The following is a 20,411-nucleotide window of genomic DNA, read 5'->3' on the forward strand; positions in this document are numbered from 1 at the left end:
CAATATTTTTACATCCCGAACAAAAGCATGGCACTTTAAACGATTATGAATAAATTAGTTAACACCTTAATTAACTATTTAAATAACTTAATCCATCAGACATGAAAACTATTTTAAGCAAAAGCGAACTCAAGAAATTTAAAGGGGGCAACGGCAATGACGACGTGTACCACAAAACCGTAAAATGTACGCGTGGCCAAGGAACTTATGACACTTGTTGCGATTCGGTTCAAGACGTAAGCGGACAAGCCTGTTGCGAACGCAAGCATTGCTCAAGCTCTGTTTTCCTTTTTATCGTATCGGGAGATTGTGTTGATGCGGCGGTATCGGATTTCTGTGCCTAAGCCAAAAAAAGCGATCAAATGATCGCTTTTTTTGTTAAAACTCCATTAAATAAGCTTTTAAAAAATCGTTGATGTCGCCGTTGAGTACGGCATCCGGATTGGAGGTCTGGAAATTGGTCCGATGGTCTTTTACCCGTCTATCATCTAATACATAGCTTCGGATCTGCGAACCCCATTCAATTTTTTTCTTGCTGCCTTCAATCAGTGCCGTGGCTTCCATGCGCTTGCGCATTTCGATTTCGTACAACTGCGATTTGAGCAAGCGGATGGCGTTCTCTTTATTTTGCAGCTGCGACCTCGATTCCTGGTTTTTGATGATAATGCCCGATGGTTTGTGGTATAACCGCACGGCGGTTTCCACCTTGTTTACGTTTTGTCCGCCAGCACCGCCAGCCCTAAAGGTTTCAAATTCGATATCGGCCGGATTCACGTCGATTTGGATCGTATCGTCAACCAGGGGATAAACATAAACCGAGGCAAAAGAAGTGTGCCTGCGGTTATTGCTATCGAAGGGCGAAATACGCACCAAGCGATGCACCCCGTTTTCTCCTTTCAGGTAGCCATAGGCAAATTCGCCCATAATTTCTATCGTTACCGATTTGATACCGGCTACCTCGCCCTCGGCATAGTCCTGTTCTGTAACCTTGTAGCCGTTCTTCTCGGCCCACATCAGGTACATGCGCAAGAGCATGCTGGCCCAGTCGCAGCTTTCGGTACCTCCCGCCCCTGCGGTAATCTGCATAACGGCCGGCAGTTGGTCTTCCTTGCTGTTCAGCATGTTTTTCAGCTCCAGGTCTTCGATTACCTGCAGGGCCAAGGCATATTGCTCGTCCATTTCCTCCTCGCTGGCATCACCGCTTTGCAAGAAATCGTACAATACGGCAGTATCTTCTACCGCGGCATTAGCTTTGGTAAAGCCTTCCGTCCATTTTTTCTTGGTGCTGATTTCGGCCAGAATGCTTTCGGCCTTTTTGGGGTTGTCCCAGAAATCGGGAGCCAACGTTCTTTTTTCTTCTTCGCTTATCTGATATAACAATTCATCAACGTCAAAGATGCCTCCTCAGAGAAGCTAATCTATCTCTTAAATCCTGTAACTGGTCTTTAGTCATGCACAAATATAGAAATGATTGTGGGAGTATTACTTTTTCATCGATAGATAATCCAACGTCAGGTTGCACAATGCTTTTACGCCCAATGCAAAGCCGCTCTCATCGATAAAGAAATCGGGCGTATGGTGCGACGGTGCTTTTAAGGGGTCTTCGCCTTTGGGCATACCCCCTAAAAAGAAAAACAGTCCGGGTACTTTTTCCTGATAGAACGAGAAATCTTCGGCGCCGGTTACGGGCGCTTTCAGTTTTACATTGTCGGCACCGGCTGTAGCCTGCAGGCTTGGCAGCATCTTTTCGGTCAGCGCCAAATCGTTAAAAGTTACCGGATAATGGTTGCTGTAGGGAATTTGCACTTCGACTTTGGCACCAGCAGCCTCGCCGGTTTTAATGGCAATGGTTTTAATCCGATCGATGAACATCGCCTCATCGGCCGCCGTAAAATTCCTAACTGTACCCAGCATTTCAACCTTTTCGGGGATGATGTTAGACCGCACGCCGCCATGAATAGCGCCAATGGTAACCACACCCGGATTTTCGGTAATGTTGAGGTTTCTGCTTACAATGGTTTGCAGGTTGTTTACAATTTGTGCGGCCACCACAATCGGGTCGATGCTGCTCCAAGGGTAAGCGCCATGGGCCTGCCTGCCTGTAATGGTAATCTTCATGTCGTTAACGGCCGCCATGGTACCTCCGGGGCGATAGGTCAATTGGCCAACCGGTGTTTGCGAATTGATGTGTAAGCCAAAAATAGCGTCGACCTTCGGGTTTTGCAGCACGCCTTCTTTAACCATGAGCTGTGCACCACCTTCTTCTCCCGCGGGCACGCCTTCCTCTGCCGGCTGAAAGATGAATTTAACGGTGCCGGGAATATCTTTCTTCATACCGGCCAAAATTTCGGCCACTCCCATTAAAATAGCCATATGCGAATCGTGGCCACAGGCATGCATCACCCCTACTTCCTGGTCATTATAGATTGTTTTTACTTTCGAAGCAAAGGGCAAGGCACCTCTTTCGGTAACCGGCAAGGCATCCATATCGGCTCTTAAAGCCACCACGGGCCCCGGCTTGCCTCCAACCAAAATACCAACCACTCCGGTTTTGGCTACACCGGTTTTTACTTCCATGCCCAACGACTGCAAATGCTTGGCAATAATACCTGCGGTACGCACTTCGTTGTTGCCCAGTTCGGGATGTTCGTGAAAATCGCGGCGCCAGCTGATTACCTTTTGGGCCAAGGCATCTGCCTGTTTGGAAATAGCCACTTGGCGGGCCGTATTTTGAGCAAATAGCCATAATGGGGCAATCAAAAGCCCGGAGAGCAATATTTTCTTCATCTTGAATTTAAAATATAGGTATCGGCACTAATTAAACAGTCCTTTGAGCTTATCTACCAAGCCACCGCCTTCGGCTTGCCCGTCGGCACTTGGGGCTTGATTGCCTCCATTAAACATGCCCATCACGTCGCTCAGGTCAAATTTCCCATCGCTGCCACCCGCCAATTTGCCCAAAATATCCTGCAGGTTGAAAGAGCTGTCGTTCGGGTCGTTGGTTTTTTGCGTAAGCTTGCCAATAATAGAAGGAATGATGCTCGAGGCTACGTTTTTGGCGGTTTCGGCATTAATGCCCAAGCCGCTCAGTTTATCGACAAAGCTACCCGAAGCCTGCGCGGCAACTGCAGAATCTTCGGCATTGCCTCCGTTAAAAATATCGGCCAGGCCACTGAGGTTTCCAGACGTAACCTGTGCCTTCAAACTTTCGAAAATAGAACCCGATGCGGCTTCAATGACGGCTTCGTTGTGTTCATTAGGTATTTCGCTATTGTTTACAACAGCATCCTGCGCATTTTCGCGCACCAGTTCATTCAGGTTTTCTAACATGGTTTAATTTTTTTAAGTTGATGGATTATAGTAAAACGATCGAACAATAGGCGGGCTGATTGGTTATTGAATATAGAAAAATTTCATGGTTTTTGAACATTAAAAGACAATTTAAATTGTTTGCTTTCTTACTTTTACAAAAAACATATATGCTATGCTTCCCACAATAAACTTTACCCAAACAGAGGCCTATAAATATTTGGCTGACCATTTTATAGCGATCAACCAACAAAGCATCAAGGATCTTTTTACCGAAGATGCCGAGCGTTTTGCCAAATTTTCGATTTTGTTCGAAGATATCTTGTTCGATTTCTCCAAGAACAGGATCAACGACACCACCATGGCCCTGTTGGTGCAGTTGGCCCGCGAATGCAAGCTGGATGAAGCCATTAAAGCCATGTACAGCGGCGAAAAGATCAACCAAACCGAAGATCGCCCCGTGCTGCACATTGCCTTGCGCAACCAAAGCAACGAGTCCATTTGGGTTGATGGCCAAGATGTGATGCCCGAAGTGAATGCGGTTTTGGCCAAAATGGAGAAATTCAGCAATTCGATCATCTCCGGCCAATGGAAGGGCTATACCGGCAAAGCCATTACAGACATTGTAAATATCGGCATTGGCGGTTCAGATTTGGGGCCTGTAATGGTTACCGAAGCCTTAAAAGCCTACAAAACACGTTTAAACCTGCATTTTGTTTCTAACGTTGACGGCACTCACCTGGCCGAAACCTTAAAAGCGATAAACCCGGAAACGACTTTGTTTTTGGTGGCTTCTAAAACATTTACCACACAAGAAACGATGACGAACGCCAACAGTGCCAGAGATTGGTTTTTGAACAGTGGTGCCCAAAAAGAAGATATTGCCAAGCACTTCGCTGCTTTATCAACCAATGCCAAAGATGTAGCGGCATTTGGCATCGATACCGAAAACATGTTCGAGTTTTGGGATTGGGTAGGTGGCCGTTACTCGTTGTGGAGCGCTATTGGCCTGTCTATTTGCTTGGGCATTGGCTACGATAATTTTAAACAACTGTTGGCTGGTGCACATGCAACCGACCAACATTTCAAAAACACGCCATTTGAGCAGAACATTCCGGTAATTTTAGGTCTGCTGGGCGTATGGTACATCAATTTCTTTAATGCCGAAACCCAGGCTATTTTGCCTTACGACCAATACCTGCACCGTTTTGCGGCCTATTTTCAGCAAGGCGATATGGAGAGCAACGGCAAACACGTAGACAGAAACGGAAACCCTGTTGATTACGAAACCGGTCCGGTAATTTGGGGCGAGCCGGGTACCAACGGCCAACATGCTTTTTACCAGCTGATCCACCAAGGCACCCGTCTTATTCCCTGCGATTTTATAGCCCCGGCGCAAAGCCTCAATCCGCTGGGCAACCACCACCCTATTTTATTGTCTAACTTTTTTGCCCAAACCGAGGCCTTAATGAATGGCAAAAGCGAAGAAGAAGTAATCGCAGAACTTCAAAAAGCAGGCAAATCTGAAGCAGCCATTGCCAAATTGGCTCCATTCAAGGTTTTCGACGGCAATAGGCCAACCAATTCTATCCTGCTAAAAAAAGTAACGCCTTACAGCTTGGGTAGCCTTATTGCCATGTACGAACATAAGATTTTTGTACAAGGCATCATCTGGAACATCTTTAGCTTCGACCAATGGGGTGTTGAGCTGGGCAAGCAACTGGCTCAAAAAATACAGCCCGAACTTGCAGACAACAGCCCTGTAAGCACCCACGATTCTTCAACCAACGGCTTGATTAACCAGTATAAGAGCTGGAGATAACAAAAATTATGGCCAACGGCATCCGCTGTTGGCCATATGAACAGGCGACAGAAATTTGTATTTTTAACCCAACTGTTGCACAAGCAGCTGTAAAAAATGGCATCGGGCACCAAAGTTAAGACTTATCATTTTCTACCCTATAAGTATGGCTCAGAATTGCTATTGGATATTGGTCGTATCGAAACATTGAATAATTATGTATTAGATAGCACCTTACATCAACTCAGTTTTTACGAAATTCTTTTCATCGAAAAGGGAACGGGCACTTTTACATTAGACGAAAACACGACGCCAATAAGTCCACGGACCATTATTTTCACCAGTCCCGGGCAAGTGCGCCGCTGGGATATTGAAGAACCGGTAAGCGGCTATACCTTATTCTTCGAAAAAGACTTTCTTCATCTCTTTTTTTCGGACGAGCTATTCCTCTATCGATTTCAATATTTTCATCAATATTCGCGTCCAACCGATATGCAGCTAGCCGAGTTGCCATTTGAGCAATGCCTGCAGCTGCTCTATGGCATAGAGCGGGAGTTTGGGCAGCTCCAAAACGACAGCAACCATTTGATCAGGGCCTTGCTCTATCAATTACTCGTTGTGCTCAACCGATATTATGCCTCCGTTTACCATGTTCAGAGAGATACCTATGTGCACGCTGATTTTTATAGATTTAGAGCTTTGCTGGAAAAGAAATTTGTGCACCACCGCAATGTGGAGGCCTATACCAAAATGCTAAATGTAAGCCCCGGCTTTCTGAATAAAATCTGTAGGCAATTTACTGGATTATCTGCCCAACAAATGATCCATTACAAACTGATTTCAGCCATCAAGAAACAACTGTATCAAAACAAATCGGCAAAAGAGATTGCCTACGAGTTTGGCTTTTCGGATCCCTCCAATTTTAACCGTTTCTTTAAAAAGCTGACCGGCATTACCCCCCAACAATACCGCAAGGAGATATAATTGACCATTTTAAAGCTAAAACGACCATTTTAGGAAGGCAAGCATGTTTTAATTTTACAGCAAAAAAAAAACATGATCAAATACACACTTAGCCTCTTATTGTTTGCCATGAGCGTACTGCTGGCACAGGCAGAACAATTATACGTTAATCCTCAAGCGGGTAACGACGCAAATTCCGGCATAAAAACAAGCCCGTTAAAGACACTGATGGAGGCCGCAAGGCGCGTAAACCTCAATCAAGAGCGGACATCAACCACCATCTTCCTCGCTGAAGGCATACACCTGTTAACCCAAACCGTTGTATTTACCAATGACAAGTATACCCTTAAAAACCGCTTGGTTATTCGTGCGTGTGTTATGCCCGACGATGCGGATTGGACTCCACAAAAAATGCCAATTGTAGTGACAGCAGTGCCACTTGTATCGGGTTTAGGCGGAGAAGAAGCAAAAGGCATACAGCCAGAGGTTAGCCACGTAACCATTGAAGGCCTGCGATTTACCGGCAGCCCAGATTACGCTTATGTGGACGGCAAAAACCTGCGTCGCTCCTATCCAATATGGCGTGATGGCAAAAAACTGGACGACCTGCTCGTTACACAATGCCTATTTGCCGGCAACGTTGATGTGTTGCCTTTACATGTGGGAGTTATCGCTAATGGTTATGGCCTCGTTATTGATCATTGCGTTTTCTTCAACTGCAAAAACCCTGTTGTTTTTTGGCAAACCGACGGAGGTACTGGCAGCCCTAATGCCATGCGTTACTCACTGGTATATGGCTGTTATTTTAGTGGCGTTTGGACTACGCAAAGTACCAATGGAGACGATTTCGAATTTCATCATAACATCATAGCAAACAGCAGTACGGTATGGATCAGAGAAAAAGGAAGCACGCGTCGCTACAAAGCTGCTGATTGCCTTTTTACCGATTACACCAATCTGGCAGGTTATGGAAGTGGCCCCTTAAGCGGCAACGATGCAACTTCGACAGACTTCCTGGAAATGAAAAACGTACAAACCACCGGAAGCGTAAAGATTGAAAAAGACCAGAGCAAACGTAATTACCTGCAATTAGCCGAAGGCTCGATGGGTTCGAACCTAAAGGCGGGCCTTTTCAAAAAGAACCCGCAATAATTGAATTGCATTCCTTATTGAAAATCGCCAAAGCAACCCGGCAACCTAAAATCGCCATTCATTGATCAATGAATAGCGATTTTTCATTTAAAGCAAATTTTTATTGCTTAAATTTCTAATAGCAAGGCAACCTTAAGCTCCTGGCTGCCGTAACTGCATATAACTAAACAAAATTACTTTGCTTACACCCGAACTCATCAATGGCTGTATCAAGAAGGACCGGAAAAGTCAGAAGGAACTTTACCGCCTCTACTATGGCTATGCCATGAGGATCTGTTTGCGCTACGCCAAAAACAAAGACGAAGCGGTTGAGTTGGTAAACGATGGTTTTATGAAGGTATTTACACACCTGCAGCGCTACGACAAGGAACGCTCGTTTAACGCCTGGATCAGCACCATTATGATCAATACCTCAATAGACCATTACAGAAACCGGATAAAACAAATGGAAATGGAAGAACTTAACGCTAAGCACGAATTGGAAGATAGAGAGAATATTCTTTCCCATTTACACTATGAAGACCTGATCAGATTGGTTCAAAAACTTTCTTATGCCTACCGAACGGTCTTTAACCTTTTTGCCATAGACGGCTACTCGCACGAGGAAATTGCCGAAATGCTTTCCATCTCGGTGGGCACCTCCAAATCGAATCTGTTTAAGGCAAGGGAGAATTTAAAAAAGATGCTGGCCGAAACTTTGGCAACCGATCAGCAACAAATGAGCTATCAAAAATGAAAGAACTGAACGATAAAGATTTTGACCAGGCTTTTAAAACACGGGTAACCGAAGAGTACCTGCAGTTTGAAGAGGAATCTTGGTTAAAGATGGAGAAAAAGCTCCAAAAAAGAGACCGCATGATCTGGCTGAGAAATGCCAGCATTATTTTGCTGTTTCTTTCGTTTGGTTTGGGCTTCTTCCTGTTCAACAGGCAAGAACAGCCTAAGCAACAAACTGCCCGCAACAACAAACCCGAACAAACGCAAAAGCCTTTGGTTGAAGCTCCTAAACCTATAACCGAACTAGCCCAAGCTCAACCGATTGGCCCAAAAACCGATGCGCCTACTTTGAGTAAGCAATTGTCAACAGTGCAGCAGACTACCACAACCGTAACCACAAAAGGCAATAGCGATAAGCCTGTTTCAGACCATGCCATAGCCCATGTTATTCAGGCGCCTGCCAATTCCGCACCAATGGCAGCGCAACCAGTAAAACCTGTACAAAATACCGAATTGACCGATCAGCAGGTTATTGCACAGCTGACTTCGCCAAGCATCAACACCATTGATACAGCAGACAACCTTGTCCAAAAGCCAAAAGCGAAACGTAAAATCCCGATTAGCCTGGCCATTAGTGCAGGACCTGATTTTAATTCTACCAGTGCCCTGATAGGTGGCAAGGGAACCGCGGCCTTCGGATTGACCGTTGGTGTGGGAATCAGCAAAAAAATAACCATCCAAACCGGTGTTATTTATGGTGCCAAAAACTACACGGCCAGCAATTATGATTATCAATTCAGCAACCCGAATATAAAGAACAGCATTGCGCAGATCAACGCCGCTTGTAAAGTGCTTGAAATTCCGTTAAGGGCTTCCTATTTGCTTAGCGACAACAAAAGCCGCAGCCTTGAACTGAACGCTGGGCTATCGAGCTACCTGATGCTAAAAGAAGATTACGTGTTTAAGTACACGGCCGCCAGTGGCAAAGCCGATAGGCTTACGCAAAAAACCAACGCCAATCAGCATTTTCTGAGCGTGCTCGATCTTTCGGCCACTTACAACATCAAACTGAACAATAAATTCGGTTTCGGCATAGAGCCTTACGTTAAAATCCCTTTGGGAGGCATTGGCGAAGGAAGCGTGCCTTTAAAATCGAGTGGTGTATCCTTAAAACTGCGTTATGAACTCAACAAGAAATAAACTGGTCTGGGTGACTTTGCTCTGCCTTGGCTTGATTGGAAAAGCCGAAGCTCAAAATTATGTGGGCAAAAGCCTGAAGATGACGATCTTTTCTTCTACCCCGGTTGAAGACATCAAAGCCGCAAGCACTTCGGCAAGTGCCGTGCTGGTAGCCGACAAACAGGAGCTGGCAGTGCAACTGCCCGTTAAAAGCCTCGAGTTCGACAAAAAGCTGATGCAGCAACATTTTAACGAAAACTACATCGAGAGCGACAAATACCCGATGGCCAAATTTAAAGGCACCATCACCCCCCAGTTGGATTGGAGCAAAGACGGCGAGTATCCCGTTACCGTAAAAGGCGTGCTCAATGTACACGGCATTGACCAAAACCGGACAATAGCCGGCAAAATAACGATCAAGGGCAATACCATAAGCATCAGTTCGAGCTTTGAAGTAGCCTGCAAAGACCATCAGATCAAAATTCCTCGCCTCGTATTTGCCAAAATAGCCGAAGTTATCAAGGTAACTCTACAAGGCACCCTAGAGCCACTCAAATAAACGTTATGAAAAAGTCTAAATTTTTTATTTACCTCTTTTTGGTTTTAGCCCTGTTGGCCATGAGGGCTAGCGCGCAAACCGCCGAGGCGCTGTTGAGCCAGCTAGACAGCACCAAGAAATTCAACAAGGTAGAAGCTACCTTTAAGGCAACGCATGTGGTACTTTCGCATTCTACCGAAACCCAAAAGAAACACGATCTCGATTTGAGGATCAGGCATCATTTTGGGGATATTGGTGGCGAATTCGGAAGCGCACACACCCTGTATGGACTCGATGTGGCCACCGACCTTTTTATCGGGCTGGATTATGGCTTAACCGACAACCTGACCGTGGGCTTTGGTCGCAGCAAGCACGATGAGCTTTTTAACCTTTATGTAAAACAAAAGCTGCTGCAACAAACAACTGATGGGAGTATGCCCATTAACCTCACGTTTTTGGCCCAGGCAGGCCTGGTGGCTCGAAAACCATTTACCGACACCGAATTTGCCAACTATGGAAACAGGCTGAGCTATTTGATTCAACCTATATTTTCGAGGAAGTTCTCGCAACGCATTTCACTGGAAGTAATGCCGGCCTTCCTGATCCGCTCGGTAAGCGCCGATCCTAACGACCCTAAAAACCTGTTTGCCTTGGGCTTTGCCGGGCGGGTTAAGCTCACCAAGCGACTGTCGTTTGTAGCCGATTATACCTTGGTTAACGGCCTATCGCGACCAAATAAACTCGCCGTCCCCCTATATAACCCCTTGGGTATAGGCCTAGAGATCGAAACCGGCGGGCACATCTTCTCGCTCAACTTCATGAATTCGGAATACATTAACGAAAACAGTTTTATAGCCAATACCAAAAAATCGTGGACCGATGGTGGCGTCCGTTTTGGCTTTACCATTTCGCGCAACTTCAGCCTTTTTAAATCTAAAAACCCCGATACGAAATCGACAATTTACTAAAACTATAATTTTATGGAACGGAATGAATTTATCAAATCCCTAGGGCTGGGTATGGCCCTGGTATGCGCCGGAAGTTGCCTTTCGGCCTGTGGAAGCAAATCTAACGACCCTGCGCCAAGTCCGCCCGGAGGTGGCGGAGGCGGAGGCACGACCGGCGCTACTGCAAGCATAGATCTTGCCACGCAACTCACCACAGTTGGTTCTTTTGTAGCCACGGGAGGTGTTTTGTTTATCCGCCTAGCGGCTGGAAATAGCACTTCTTCGTTTGTAGCCACTCAGGCCGCTTGTCCACATCAGGGCGGCGCATTAAACTGGATCCAGGCCAGCAACCTGATCCAATGCAGCCTACATGCTTCGCAGTATACCTCAGGTGGCGCTATTTTAAGACAGCCTAACGATGGAGGCACAACCAATGCCCTGAAGGTTTACAACACGAGCATTTCGGGCAATATATTAACCGCTACTATTGTTTAGTTTTTAAGGTTGAAAGAAGGACGGGAGAAATATTTTCCGCCCTTTTTTCGTTTTCTTTATGGAAAACCGGTATATTATTAATCATATAGCTGATTTTGAATTTGTTATTCAGAACTGATTTAAGCATTAAATATACTTCACGACCATGAAATCATTTAAAACCTTAGTAGCTATGGCAGGTTTGGCACTTTTGTCCACTGCCGCTGCCGCCCAAACCGATAAAGCCACTACCCGCAAAATTGTGGAAGACAAGAACTACACTTTTGTGGCTACAAGCGCTACACCGCTCAATGGGTCTGACATCAACAGTATTTTGTCGAAAATGCCTGGAGGAGCCAGTGGAGGCAATATTAACCTCATAGGCAATAATTACGACGTACGCATTACCAAAGACAGCCTGATTGCCTATCTGCCTTTTTACGGCAGGTCTTATACTGCTCCAATCACCAACGAAGAAAGCGGCTTCAAGTTTACCAGCAAAAACTTTGTTTACGACACCACCAAGCGCAAAAGAGGTGGCTGGGACATTAGAATCTACGCAAAAGACGTTAAAGACAGCCCACAACTCACGTTCAGCATCAGCGAAAGCGGTTATGCTACGCTCAGCATGGTAAGCAACAACAGGCAGGCTATTACCTATAACGGCTACCTGAGCGAAAACAGCAAAAAAGACTAGCGTTACTCGTTGAGCAGTTTGATTTCGTAAAGCTTGGGCCATTTTTTGCCTACCACAAATAGCCGTTTGCCTTTGGCATCCCAAGCGATTCCATTGAGCACATTGCCGTTCACTTCGTCCTGTGTTTTAAAGAAATTCTTGGGCACTAGTGCTGTGAGGTCTATTTCGGCTTCAATTACCCCTGTTTTGGGATCAATACGAACAATCTTATTGGTTTGGTATACGTTTGCATAAATCTTGCCGTCAATAAACTCGAGTTCGTTAAGCTGTTCTACCTGACCTTTATTGTCGTACACCTCTATATAGCCTTCTTCCTGATAGGTATCGGCATTCATGAACCAGATGCGGTTAGAGCCGTCGGTACGCAAAATCTTTTGGCCATCAAAAGCCAGGCCCCAGCCCTCTCGACTGAAAGGAAAGGTAGCCAATTGCTTAAAAGTTTGGGCATCGAATACAAAACCCGTGTTTTCCTTCCAGGTTAGCATGATGATCTTATTGCCCAGTTTAAGCGAGCCTTCGCCAAAATACTGTGCCGGCAATTGGATCTGTTGCAAGGTCTTGCCGGTTTTTAAATCGACATACTTGAGTTTAGAACTTCCATACTCGCCGGTGCTTTCCAATAGTTTGCCCTCCACATAGGCCAGGCCTTCGGTGTAGGCGCTGGTATCGTGCGGAAAGGTATTGACCACTTGATAACGGAGTGGTTTAGGCGTTACGCCACTCGTTAACACGATGTTGGTTGTGATGGTATCGTTCTTGCCATCTTTTGTAACGATTGCCGTTAAGTTCTTATAGCCAAGCGATAGGCTGTCGCTTTTGATACTGACAGGGCCAACATTATCATGTAAGTAAGCTTTGAGCTTACCATCTAGGTAATAGCTGATTTCTTCGGTTTTCTCGCTTTTATCCAGGTCTAAACTTAGGGTAATGGGTTGGCCAAGCACAAACTGCTGGCCTTGCTGGGGTGCACTAAAAGTAGTATAGCTACTTGTGCTACCGTGCTTGCAGGAAGCCAGGCCAAACAGTACAGCAAGCAAAACGCCAAGCCGGACAGGAATGAGGTTATCGGTTTTAAAAAGGCCAAAATGCATCTTGAATATGGTTTATTGTATAATGGTTTGGTGTATCAAATAAAACAGCAACAATATCAAACCTCACTTCGCCCGGATGGCCCATCAGTTCTACGTAAGCCGTTGCCGCCCGGATAAGCTGTTTTTGTTTAGCTTGGCCCACAAAATCTTCGGGTTGCCCAAAAGCAGTCGAACTCCTTGTCTTTACTTCTACAAAAATCAGCTGGCCATTAAAATAGGCTACCAAATCTAACTCTGCTTTTCCATGAATCCAATTTTCTTCGAGCAACTCGTAGCCCAAACCGGTTAAATAGTTGGCGGCTATGGCCTCGCCCTGCTTGCCTAAATCGTTGTGTGTAGCCATTTGCTTGGTTTATTAGTTCTTTAGTTCATTGGGTGATTGGATGGTTGACAACTGTTGAACTGAAACTGAAAACTTCGGGCTTAAACTGGCAACTGCTAATTGCAAACTGAAAACTATTTGACAATCACCGAGCCCAGGTACTTGGAAATCTCCTTTTCAACGTTTTTGATAAAGGCATAGCGTTGCATCAGGATTTCCTGATTGGTTACGTCTTTTTCGTGTTTGATTTCCTGCAGCAGGTCTAGCAGGATTTTGTCTACTTTCCGTTTTTTGAGATGGTACAGGCCACCCAAAATGGTAGCTTTAAGGTTAACGGTTTCATCGCGCACGTAAATGGTATGCTTGTTGTACCAGTTTTCGCTCAGCGTATAGGGCGAGGTAGACAAGGTGATGGCCAAATCGGCAATTTCGCGGTCTTCGCTTTTGATAAACTGGTTGGCGGTTGGCAACTGGCCATTTTCTATTTCGGTACGGTAATGGTCGATGATCTTTTTGCAGAGCGGATTTTCGAACGTTACATCGGTAAGATTCTGCATAATGAACGATCCGATGTACATGTTATCGATTTTATCCCAGCTCACCAGTTCATGTCCAAAAGCCAACAATAACCGTACAATTTCTTTTTCCTGGCGTTCGTCGTCGGCCGAAAGCTGTACCGTGGCTTGATTGCTCGGCCCGTCTTCGGCAAAAAGATCGTCGGGTGGCATGTCGGAGTGCGCGGGCTGGCGCGAAGAAGCCGAAGCAGCGGCATTTTTTTTCAGCTTGGCTGCACGCATGGTGTTCAGCTCGGTCAACAGAATTCGTTCTTCTATACCCAATAAGCCGCTACACTCGCGCACAAAAACCGAGGCTTTGATGTTATCGGGTATTTTGGCAATGCTTTCAACAATATCGCGGATGATGCCTGCCCTTTTAATCGGATCTGTTCCGGCTTCGGCCAACAGGATATTGGCCTTGTACAGGATAAAATCCTGACGCTTGGTTTCTACATAAGTCTTAAACTCGCCGGCCCCCACCTTATGCATATACGAATCGGGGTCGTCGCCATTTGGAAAAGAAACCACTTTTACGTTCAATCCTTCTTCCAAAATCATATCCAAGCCTCTTAGCGAAGCTTTGATACCAGCCGCATCGCCATCGTACAAAATGGTAATGTTCTGCGTAAAACGACCAATAAGGCGGATCTGTTCGATGGTGAGCGAAGTACCCGAGGAAGCCACTACGTTTTCGATATTGGCCTGGTGCACCGAAAGCACATCGGCATAACCTTCTACCAGGTAACAGTTATCCTGATCGCGAATGGCTTTTTTGGCATGAAATAACCCATAAAGCACATTCGATTTATGGTAAATATCGCTTTCAGGCGAGTTTACGTATTTAGGTACGTTTTTATCGGTTTTTAAGGTACGCCCGCCAAAACCGATTACCCGTCCAGTAAAGTTGTGGATGGGGAACATCACCCGGCCGCGAAAACGGTCGTACAGCTTGCCTTTATCGTTTCTGATAGCCAAGCCCGTTTTTTCGAGGTACTCTTCGGTATGCTTGTTTTTGATGGCCTCTAAAGTCAAGGCATCCCAAACATCGGGCGAGTAGCCGAGATTGAATTTCTTGATGATGTCTTCCCTAAAACCCCGCTCCTTAAAATAGCTTAGGCCAATGGCACGGCCTTCGTCGTTGTTCCACAGGTGGTCTTCGAAAAAGTTCGCGGCAAACTGCGACACGATATACAGGCTTTCGCGGGCATTTTGGGCTTCAACATCCTGATGGCTATCAACCGTTTCTTCAACCTCGATATTGTATTTGTTGGCCAAAAACTTGAGCGCTTCGGGATACGAATATTTTTCGTGGTCCATGATAAAGCGCACCGAATCGCCGCCCTTGCCACAGCCAAAGCACTTGTAAATGCCCTTGCTTACCGAAACGTGAAAGGAAGGGGTCTTTTCGCCGTGGAACGGACAATTGCCAATGAGGCTGGTTCCGCGTTTTTTAAGGTGCACAAAATCGCCTACTACCTCCTCTATGCGGGCAGTATCCATTATTTTGTCTATGGTTTCGCGGTTGATCATTATTTGTAGGTATTGAGATGTAAGATATGAGAGGTGAGACTTGAAATAACCGATACAACGAATAACAATCCCTGCCGATTCTCCAATCTCACTTCTATTGTCTCAACACTATCTTATTTAATAAAAGGCAGCATTTGATCGGCTACCAACTGGTTGCCGGTATCGTTCAAATGTACGCGGTCTGTAGTTAGCACGCCTTTTTCTTTATCTTCAGTATTGTTTTTGGCTTCGTATTCGGCAAAGGCCTTTCTCAAATCGCAAAGTGGCAGGTTGTTTTTGGCAGCCAGTTCCCTCACACCTTGTGCATATTTGTTCAGGTCGGCATCGGCTTCGTTGGTACCGTCTTTCTTCTCGCCAATAACCGATGGTGTACATACCACCACCTTGGCACCATTGGCTTGGATTTTATTAATCAATGCTTGATAAAACTTAAGGTATTTATCGTAGTCTGTACCGGTTCTGGCGCCCAGTTTGTGCCATACATCGTTAATGCCCACATAAATGATTACCAAATCTGGTTTTTTGGCCAATACATCTTCTTCCATGCGCAGGTAGAGGTCGTACACTTTATTACCGCCAACGCCTGCCCCAATCAGTTCGTATTTAGCCGGATCCAAGTTTTTTTTCAATTGGTTAATGTAGCCATTGCCTTGCACGCCGGCCTGGGTAATCGAATCGCCAAAGAAAATTACTTTTTTGGGCTTTGCTTTCATGGCTATGCTTAAGGTTAAAATTAGTGTTGCTGCAATTAATCCCATGTGCTTCATGTGGTTCTTCATGTTGGTTATTTTTTAGTGGTTAGTTTAAAATCTAAATCCTGAAAATCGAAACTGAAGTCTGTCAAAGGTGAAATGGCTTCCATTTTAAAGCCGTCGGCCTTGCCTTCGTTGCTCAGTCCAAAGTTAACAAAGGCATCGGCATCCAAGCTCCTGTCGTACCACCTTACAATAAAGGTATTGCCTTTATAATAAGTCATGTCGCCTTTGAGTTTGGGTGCGTTTTTAGCCTGGAAGTGCATTTTCCCGTTCACTTCGCTAATGGTTACTTCGCCAAACCAATCGTCCTTAAACGTGCCCAAATAATTTTTCACGTCGGGCTTTGCCGTCGTTGCCTTTTGGGCAGCCGCAATATCGGCCCAAACCTTGTCTACGATTTCCTTGGCCTGTTTCTCGTTTCTTAAACGGTTATCGTTATAGGCCTTGATACGGTCTTGGCCCTTAATGCCCAGGTAGCCATCTTTAATGGAATTGGTAATGGAATTAAAAGCGGCGCCCGATTGCTGGTTGGTGAGCACGATAATGCCCAGTTTCAATTCTGGCAAAATGGTTACCTGCGTTACAATACCCGATAGGCCTCCCGTATGCGTAGCCTGGAAATTACCATTTACCGAGCTCAGGAACCAGCCCAAGCCATAACTGCTGAAGCTGGCTGGGTTGCCACCAGCGATGATGGTTTGCGGGGTCCACAGCTCTCTGGCTACCGCCGGACTGAACAGTTTCTTGTCGAGGTTGTCGCCGTATTTGCCTCCATTGATCATGGCCGTTACCCATTTGCTCATGTCGGTTACGCTCGAGTAGATGCCTCCGGCTGCATTGGCAATTTCGCCAAAGCTGAGGCCTACTGGCAACAGCTTGCCTTCATAGGGGGCATGGCCATCAATAACGTTCGATTTGTCTTTTAAACGGTACCAGGAAGCCGCAGTTTTATTCATGCCCAAGGGCTTGATGATTCTGCTTTCTATAAAATCTTCGTAGGTAAGCCCCGATACCCTGGCTACCACTTCGCCAGCTACAATGTACATCAGGTTATCGTAATCGTATTTGGTGCGGAAAGACGAAACTGGTTTCAGGAAGCGCAGGTTATGGATCAGCTGCTTTTTATCAACGGTCGACGAATCTGGCCAAATCATCAAATCGCCAGCCCCTAGCCCCAAGCCACTGCGGTGGGTCAGCAAATCCCTTACGGTAAATTCACTGGTTACATAGGCATCGTACATTTTAAATTCTGGAATAACATCGGTCACTTTGGTATCCCAGGTAATTTTCTTTTCATCAACCAACATGCCCAATGCGGCGGCGGTAAAGGCCTTGGTATTGGAGGCTACGCCAAACAGCGTGTTCTCATCAACTTTCTGATTGGTTTTGATGGAGCGTACGCCATAGCCTTTGGCATGGATGAGCTTTCCGTCTTTGATAACGGCTACAGCGATGCCCGGCACATCGAAAGTGGCCAATGTTTTTTCGGCAACGCTATCTATCTGTTTGGAGGTGAGTACCTGCGCCTGCAAACTGGTGGCGAAAGCGCATAGGGCAACCAGGCCAAGCCCGATAGTTAAGCGGTATGATAAATGCATAGTTTAAAGATTTGAATGCTAAAGATAACGATCTTTTAGAGCCTGTTTAAAATTATCTAATAATTTGCCCATGGTCTGTGCGACACAGACCATGGCAACTATTTGCCCTTGCCCAGCTTATAATCTTTGTGCAGGATCAGAAAACTGGCCCGCTCTTCCTTTTTGAAGGGGTAATCCCAGTTGCCCTGATAGGTAATTTTGGTGGGCAGCTTCACCTCGTCAAAATAGCTCATTTCGATGTTCATCTGCACGTCGAAATCGAAGAGCATGTTGCTGTACTTCATATCTACATAACGGCCCAAGATTTCGAAGTTGCGCTTGTCGAAAATGGTAACCAGCTCCTTGATCATCAAGCCGTCTTTGGTCCAGTTGCTCAAATCGGGTTTCACCGAAACCTTGAAGCGGTAAACCGGGATAGAATCCAAATAGGTACCGCTGTAAAAAGTATAGTCATAATACTGGCGCATATTGGCCGTAAAGATCTGCGTTTTGTTGCCGATGAACGGCAGGCCCTTAATCGGGCGTCCCGGATTAAAAATCAAGGTTTTGAGCTTGTCTTTATAGCTTTCGTTCTTACCTCCGTCGGTACTTGGCGCCGAGTTGGGCACAAAATCGGTATTGTAGGCATTCATAAAAATGTAATCGAACATTTCTACGGTGTACAACTGGTATTTGCCATTTTTCTTATAAATCTTGCCGTTGTCTTCCTTCACCAGGTACTCCATTTTATAGGGCCCATCGTTGTTGTGCTTGATCTTTCTGTAGATACGGCCATCAACCTTGTTTTTTTTATCGTAGGTGTATACCCTGTTTTCGGCAATGAAAGTATACTTTTTCATGTTGCGAAAAGCCTGATAAAAACTGGTATCGTTGATAATGGCATCGATAAAGGTTTCGACATTGAGACGCTTAGCCTTGATGTTTACGACCGAATCGAGCTGTATGGTAGGGATGGTATCTGGATTAAAACGTTGGATCTGTTGCGCACCTGCGCCAAATGCAACAAGGGTTAACACCAGCAATAACAATATTTTTTTCATCAGTTCTTTCAATACAAATATCCTGCCTTAAATGTAAAACGGAAGAGGCAGGACGAATTCCCCTTCCACCGTCTGCCTTTTTGCCTTTAGTTGCCCAATTGTTTCAAGGCGATATAGGCCATTAAACCCGTTGAGGTTTTGAGCGCATCTTCGTCGATGTCGAAATTTGGCGTATGAACCGAGTATTGGGTTCCCTTGGCTTCGTTACCTGTACCTAAACGATAAAAGCAGGCATTTGTTACTTGCGAGTAGTAGGCAAAATCTTCGGCAGCCATCCAAATATCCAGGTCGATTACGTTTTCCTTGCCCAAGTAATCTTCGGCATAGGTTCTGGCCCTATCGGTTAATTCTTCTTCGTTAATGAGGAACGGATAGCCACGCATGATGTCGAAGGTACAGCTGCCACCCATGCTCTCGGCAATGCCTTCGGCCATTTTCTTCATCAGCTTATGGGCTTCGCTTCGCCATTCTTCGTTCAGCGTTCTGAAAGTGCCTTCCAATTTGACTTCGTTCGGAATGATATTGGTTGCGCCATTGGCATTGACCTTGCCAAAAGAAAGCACCGATGGCAGGCGTGGATCGGCATTGCGGCTTACGATCTGCTGCAAGGCCACAATAATGTGCGCCGTAATTAAAACCGGGTCGATATTCTGATGCGGCTGCGCGCCATGGCCGCCCTTGCCGTGTACGGTTACATACAGCTCATCGGTAGAGGCCATGTAAATTCCGGAACGGAAACCCACTTTGCCGGTTTCGATCAGGGGCATAACGTGCTGACCTATCATGGCTTGCGGCTTTGGGTTTTCGAGCACGCCTTCTTTGATCATGATGCTGGCACCACCAGGCAGCAGTTCTTCGGCTGGCTGGAATACCAGTTTAATGGTTCCGGCAAAGTCGTTTTTCAATTGGTTAAGGATATAAGCCGTACCCAAAAGCGACGAGCTGTGCACGTCGTGTCCGCAGGCGTGCATAACCCCATGGTTCTTAGAGCGGTAAGGCTTGTCGTTGGCCTCGTGAATAGGCAGCGCATCCATATCGGCACGCAAGGCCACTACCTGGTCTGAAGGAATAGCGCCTTTAATTAAAGCCACCACTCCTGTATTGGCCATATCGGTATATTCGATACCCCATTTGTTGAGCTTGTCTTTGATAAACATCGAGGTTTCGAACTCTTTAAAAGAAAGCTCTGGGTTGGCATGGATGTGGTGGCGATAGCCTACTACATCGTTGTATATTTGGGCTGCTAGTTCTTGTATCTTATCTTTCATCTGTATTGGTTTTAATCATGGAGAAGCTATTTGTTAGCTTCTTCCAGTTCTGGCGCATTGATCTTCTCCCTAAAAATAAACAGGGTTGGATAGCTGGCTTTCAGTTCGTTGAGAAAACGTTGAGCTTCCATCCTCGTTCTGAAATCGCCAACGCGCAGGTAATAATTAGGTTCTTTGTAGGTAATATAAGCCCCCAATTTGGGGTAGTTGTTTTTGAAACGGGTCTGTTCGCTAAAGGCTTCACGCCGGTCGGAGCCATAAAACACCTGTACCCTGTAGCCCATATCGGTAACTATGGCCGTACTGCCCGGATTAGCAGCGGTAGGTTTCTTTTTGTTAAGTTCGAGCCTTCTGGCAATGAGACTGTCGATGAGCGGATCTTTAACGATGATGAGCTTGCCCTTGCTTTGGGCCAAAGCAGACTGAAAAGAGAAGAGCACGATAAAAAAAAGACTAAATCTGATCATAACATC

General features: G+C 45.8%; 21 protein-coding genes. 10 read left to right on the forward strand and 11 right to left on the reverse strand.

Going from position 1 to position 20,411, the window contains the following annotated elements; translation table 11 throughout:
- The first annotated feature begins 101 nt into the window (after positions 1-101).
- Positions 102-344, forward strand: a complete 243-nt coding sequence (locus AC6H1S_RS16640) for a hypothetical protein (RefSeq protein ID WP_199135988.1) — start codon at positions 102-104, stop codon at positions 342-344.
- Between the two features lie 34 nt (positions 345-378).
- On the opposite strand, the gene prfB is transcribed toward AC6H1S_RS16640, so the two are convergent.
- The 3 genes from prfB to AC6H1S_RS16655 all read right to left on the reverse strand — a co-directional run bounded on the left by prfB (position 379) and on the right by AC6H1S_RS16655 (position 3,330).
- A protein-coding gene (gene prfB / locus AC6H1S_RS16645) for a peptide chain release factor 2 (protein WP_199135990.1) occupies positions 379-1,453 on the reverse strand; the annotation gives its coding sequence in 2 pieces (ribosomal slippage) (positions 379-1,392 and positions 1,394-1,453; 1,074 coding nt in all).
- Between the two features lie 29 nt (positions 1,454-1,482).
- A complete protein-coding gene (locus AC6H1S_RS16650) occupies positions 1,483-2,787 on the reverse strand; it encodes an amidohydrolase (RefSeq protein WP_497564333.1) in 1,305 nt (434 codons plus the stop codon).
- A gap of 27 nt (positions 2,788-2,814) precedes the next feature.
- Entirely contained in the window at positions 2,815-3,330 is a 516-nt protein-coding gene (locus tag AC6H1S_RS16655) for a hypothetical protein (protein ID WP_497564334.1), read from the reverse strand.
- 154 nt (positions 3,331-3,484) lie between these two features.
- Here AC6H1S_RS16655 and pgi point away from each other — a divergent pair, with 154 nt between their 5' ends.
- The 9 genes from pgi (at position 3,485) to AC6H1S_RS16700 (ending at position 11,777) form a co-directional block, all read left to right on the forward strand.
- The gene (gene pgi, locus AC6H1S_RS16660) at positions 3,485-5,131 is read left to right on the forward strand and encodes a glucose-6-phosphate isomerase (protein ID WP_497564335.1); all 1,647 of its coding nucleotides are present in this window, start codon (positions 3,485-3,487) and stop codon (positions 5,129-5,131) included.
- A 96-nt stretch (positions 5,132-5,227) separates the two neighbouring features.
- Positions 5,228-6,094 carry an AraC family transcriptional regulator gene (locus AC6H1S_RS16665; protein ID WP_497564336.1) on the forward strand — a complete coding sequence of 289 codons (867 nt, stop codon included), beginning with the start codon at positions 5,228-5,230 and terminating at the stop codon, positions 6,092-6,094.
- A 72-nt stretch (positions 6,095-6,166) separates the two neighbouring features.
- Positions 6,167-7,225, forward strand: a complete 1,059-nt coding sequence (locus AC6H1S_RS16670) for a hypothetical protein (RefSeq protein ID WP_497564337.1) — start codon at positions 6,167-6,169, stop codon at positions 7,223-7,225.
- 178 nt (positions 7,226-7,403) lie between these two features.
- Positions 7,404-7,961 (forward strand): RNA polymerase sigma factor, encoded by a 558-nt coding sequence (locus AC6H1S_RS16675; protein ID WP_497564338.1) that lies wholly within the window; start codon positions 7,404-7,406, stop codon positions 7,959-7,961.
- Positions 7,958-9,142, forward strand: coding sequence for a porin family protein (locus AC6H1S_RS16680; protein WP_497564339.1), 1,185 nt, complete (start codon positions 7,958-7,960; stop codon positions 9,140-9,142). Before AC6H1S_RS16675 ends, AC6H1S_RS16680 begins: the two co-directional genes overlap by 4 nt.
- Complete coding sequence (locus tag AC6H1S_RS16685; RefSeq protein ID WP_497564340.1) at positions 9,123-9,680, forward strand: YceI family protein; 558 nt, start codon at positions 9,123-9,125, stop codon at positions 9,678-9,680. The genes AC6H1S_RS16680 and AC6H1S_RS16685 overlap by 20 nt, the downstream gene beginning before the upstream one ends.
- 5 nt (positions 9,681-9,685) lie before the next feature.
- Positions 9,686-10,627: a DUF5777 family beta-barrel protein gene (locus tag AC6H1S_RS16690; RefSeq protein ID WP_497564341.1), complete on the forward strand. Its 942-nt coding sequence runs from the start codon at positions 9,686-9,688 to the stop codon at positions 10,625-10,627.
- A gap of 12 nt (positions 10,628-10,639) precedes the next feature.
- Positions 10,640-11,101, forward strand: coding sequence for a QcrA and Rieske domain-containing protein (locus tag AC6H1S_RS16695; protein WP_199136016.1), 462 nt, complete (start codon positions 10,640-10,642; stop codon positions 11,099-11,101).
- A 145-nt stretch (positions 11,102-11,246) separates the two neighbouring features.
- Positions 11,247-11,777, forward strand: a complete 531-nt coding sequence (locus AC6H1S_RS16700) for a DUF4251 domain-containing protein (RefSeq protein WP_497564342.1) — start codon at positions 11,247-11,249, stop codon at positions 11,775-11,777.
- Positions 11,778-11,779: 2 nt separating this feature from the next.
- On the opposite strand, the gene AC6H1S_RS16705 is transcribed toward AC6H1S_RS16700, so the two are convergent.
- From AC6H1S_RS16705 to AC6H1S_RS16740, 8 genes are all read right to left on the reverse strand, one after another.
- On the reverse strand, positions 11,780-12,868 hold the full coding sequence (locus AC6H1S_RS16705; RefSeq protein ID WP_497564343.1) for a glutaminyl-peptide cyclotransferase: 1,089 nt from the start codon (positions 12,866-12,868) through the stop codon (positions 11,780-11,782).
- A complete protein-coding gene (locus AC6H1S_RS16710; RefSeq protein ID WP_497564344.1) occupies positions 12,849-13,211 on the reverse strand; it encodes a YraN family protein in 363 nt (120 codons plus the stop codon). The genes AC6H1S_RS16705 and AC6H1S_RS16710 overlap by 20 nt, the downstream gene beginning before the upstream one ends.
- A gap of 113 nt (positions 13,212-13,324) precedes the next feature.
- Complete coding sequence (gene dnaG / locus AC6H1S_RS16715) at positions 13,325-15,277, reverse strand: DNA primase (RefSeq protein WP_497564345.1); 1,953 nt, start codon at positions 15,275-15,277, stop codon at positions 13,325-13,327.
- A 113-nt stretch (positions 15,278-15,390) separates the two neighbouring features.
- A complete protein-coding gene (locus AC6H1S_RS16720) occupies positions 15,391-16,056 on the reverse strand; it encodes an SGNH/GDSL hydrolase family protein (RefSeq protein ID WP_199136027.1) in 666 nt (221 codons plus the stop codon).
- Between the two features lie 5 nt (positions 16,057-16,061).
- Positions 16,062-17,630: a serine hydrolase gene (locus AC6H1S_RS16725; RefSeq protein ID WP_497564346.1), complete on the reverse strand. Its 1,569-nt coding sequence runs from the start codon at positions 17,628-17,630 to the stop codon at positions 16,062-16,064.
- A gap of 98 nt (positions 17,631-17,728) precedes the next feature.
- The gene (locus AC6H1S_RS16730; RefSeq protein ID WP_497564347.1) at positions 17,729-18,670 is read right to left on the reverse strand and encodes a hypothetical protein; all 942 of its coding nucleotides are present in this window, start codon (positions 18,668-18,670) and stop codon (positions 17,729-17,731) included.
- Between the two features lie 86 nt (positions 18,671-18,756).
- Positions 18,757-19,938, reverse strand: coding sequence for a M20 metallopeptidase family protein (locus AC6H1S_RS16735; RefSeq protein ID WP_199136033.1), 1,182 nt, complete (start codon positions 19,936-19,938; stop codon positions 18,757-18,759).
- Between the two features lie 26 nt (positions 19,939-19,964).
- Complete coding sequence (locus AC6H1S_RS16740) at positions 19,965-20,405, reverse strand: SPOR domain-containing protein (protein ID WP_497564348.1); 441 nt, start codon at positions 20,403-20,405, stop codon at positions 19,965-19,967.
- Positions 20,406-20,411 lie beyond the last annotated feature (6 nt).

The sequence above is a fragment of the Pedobacter sp. TM02 genome, assembly GCF_059705275.1.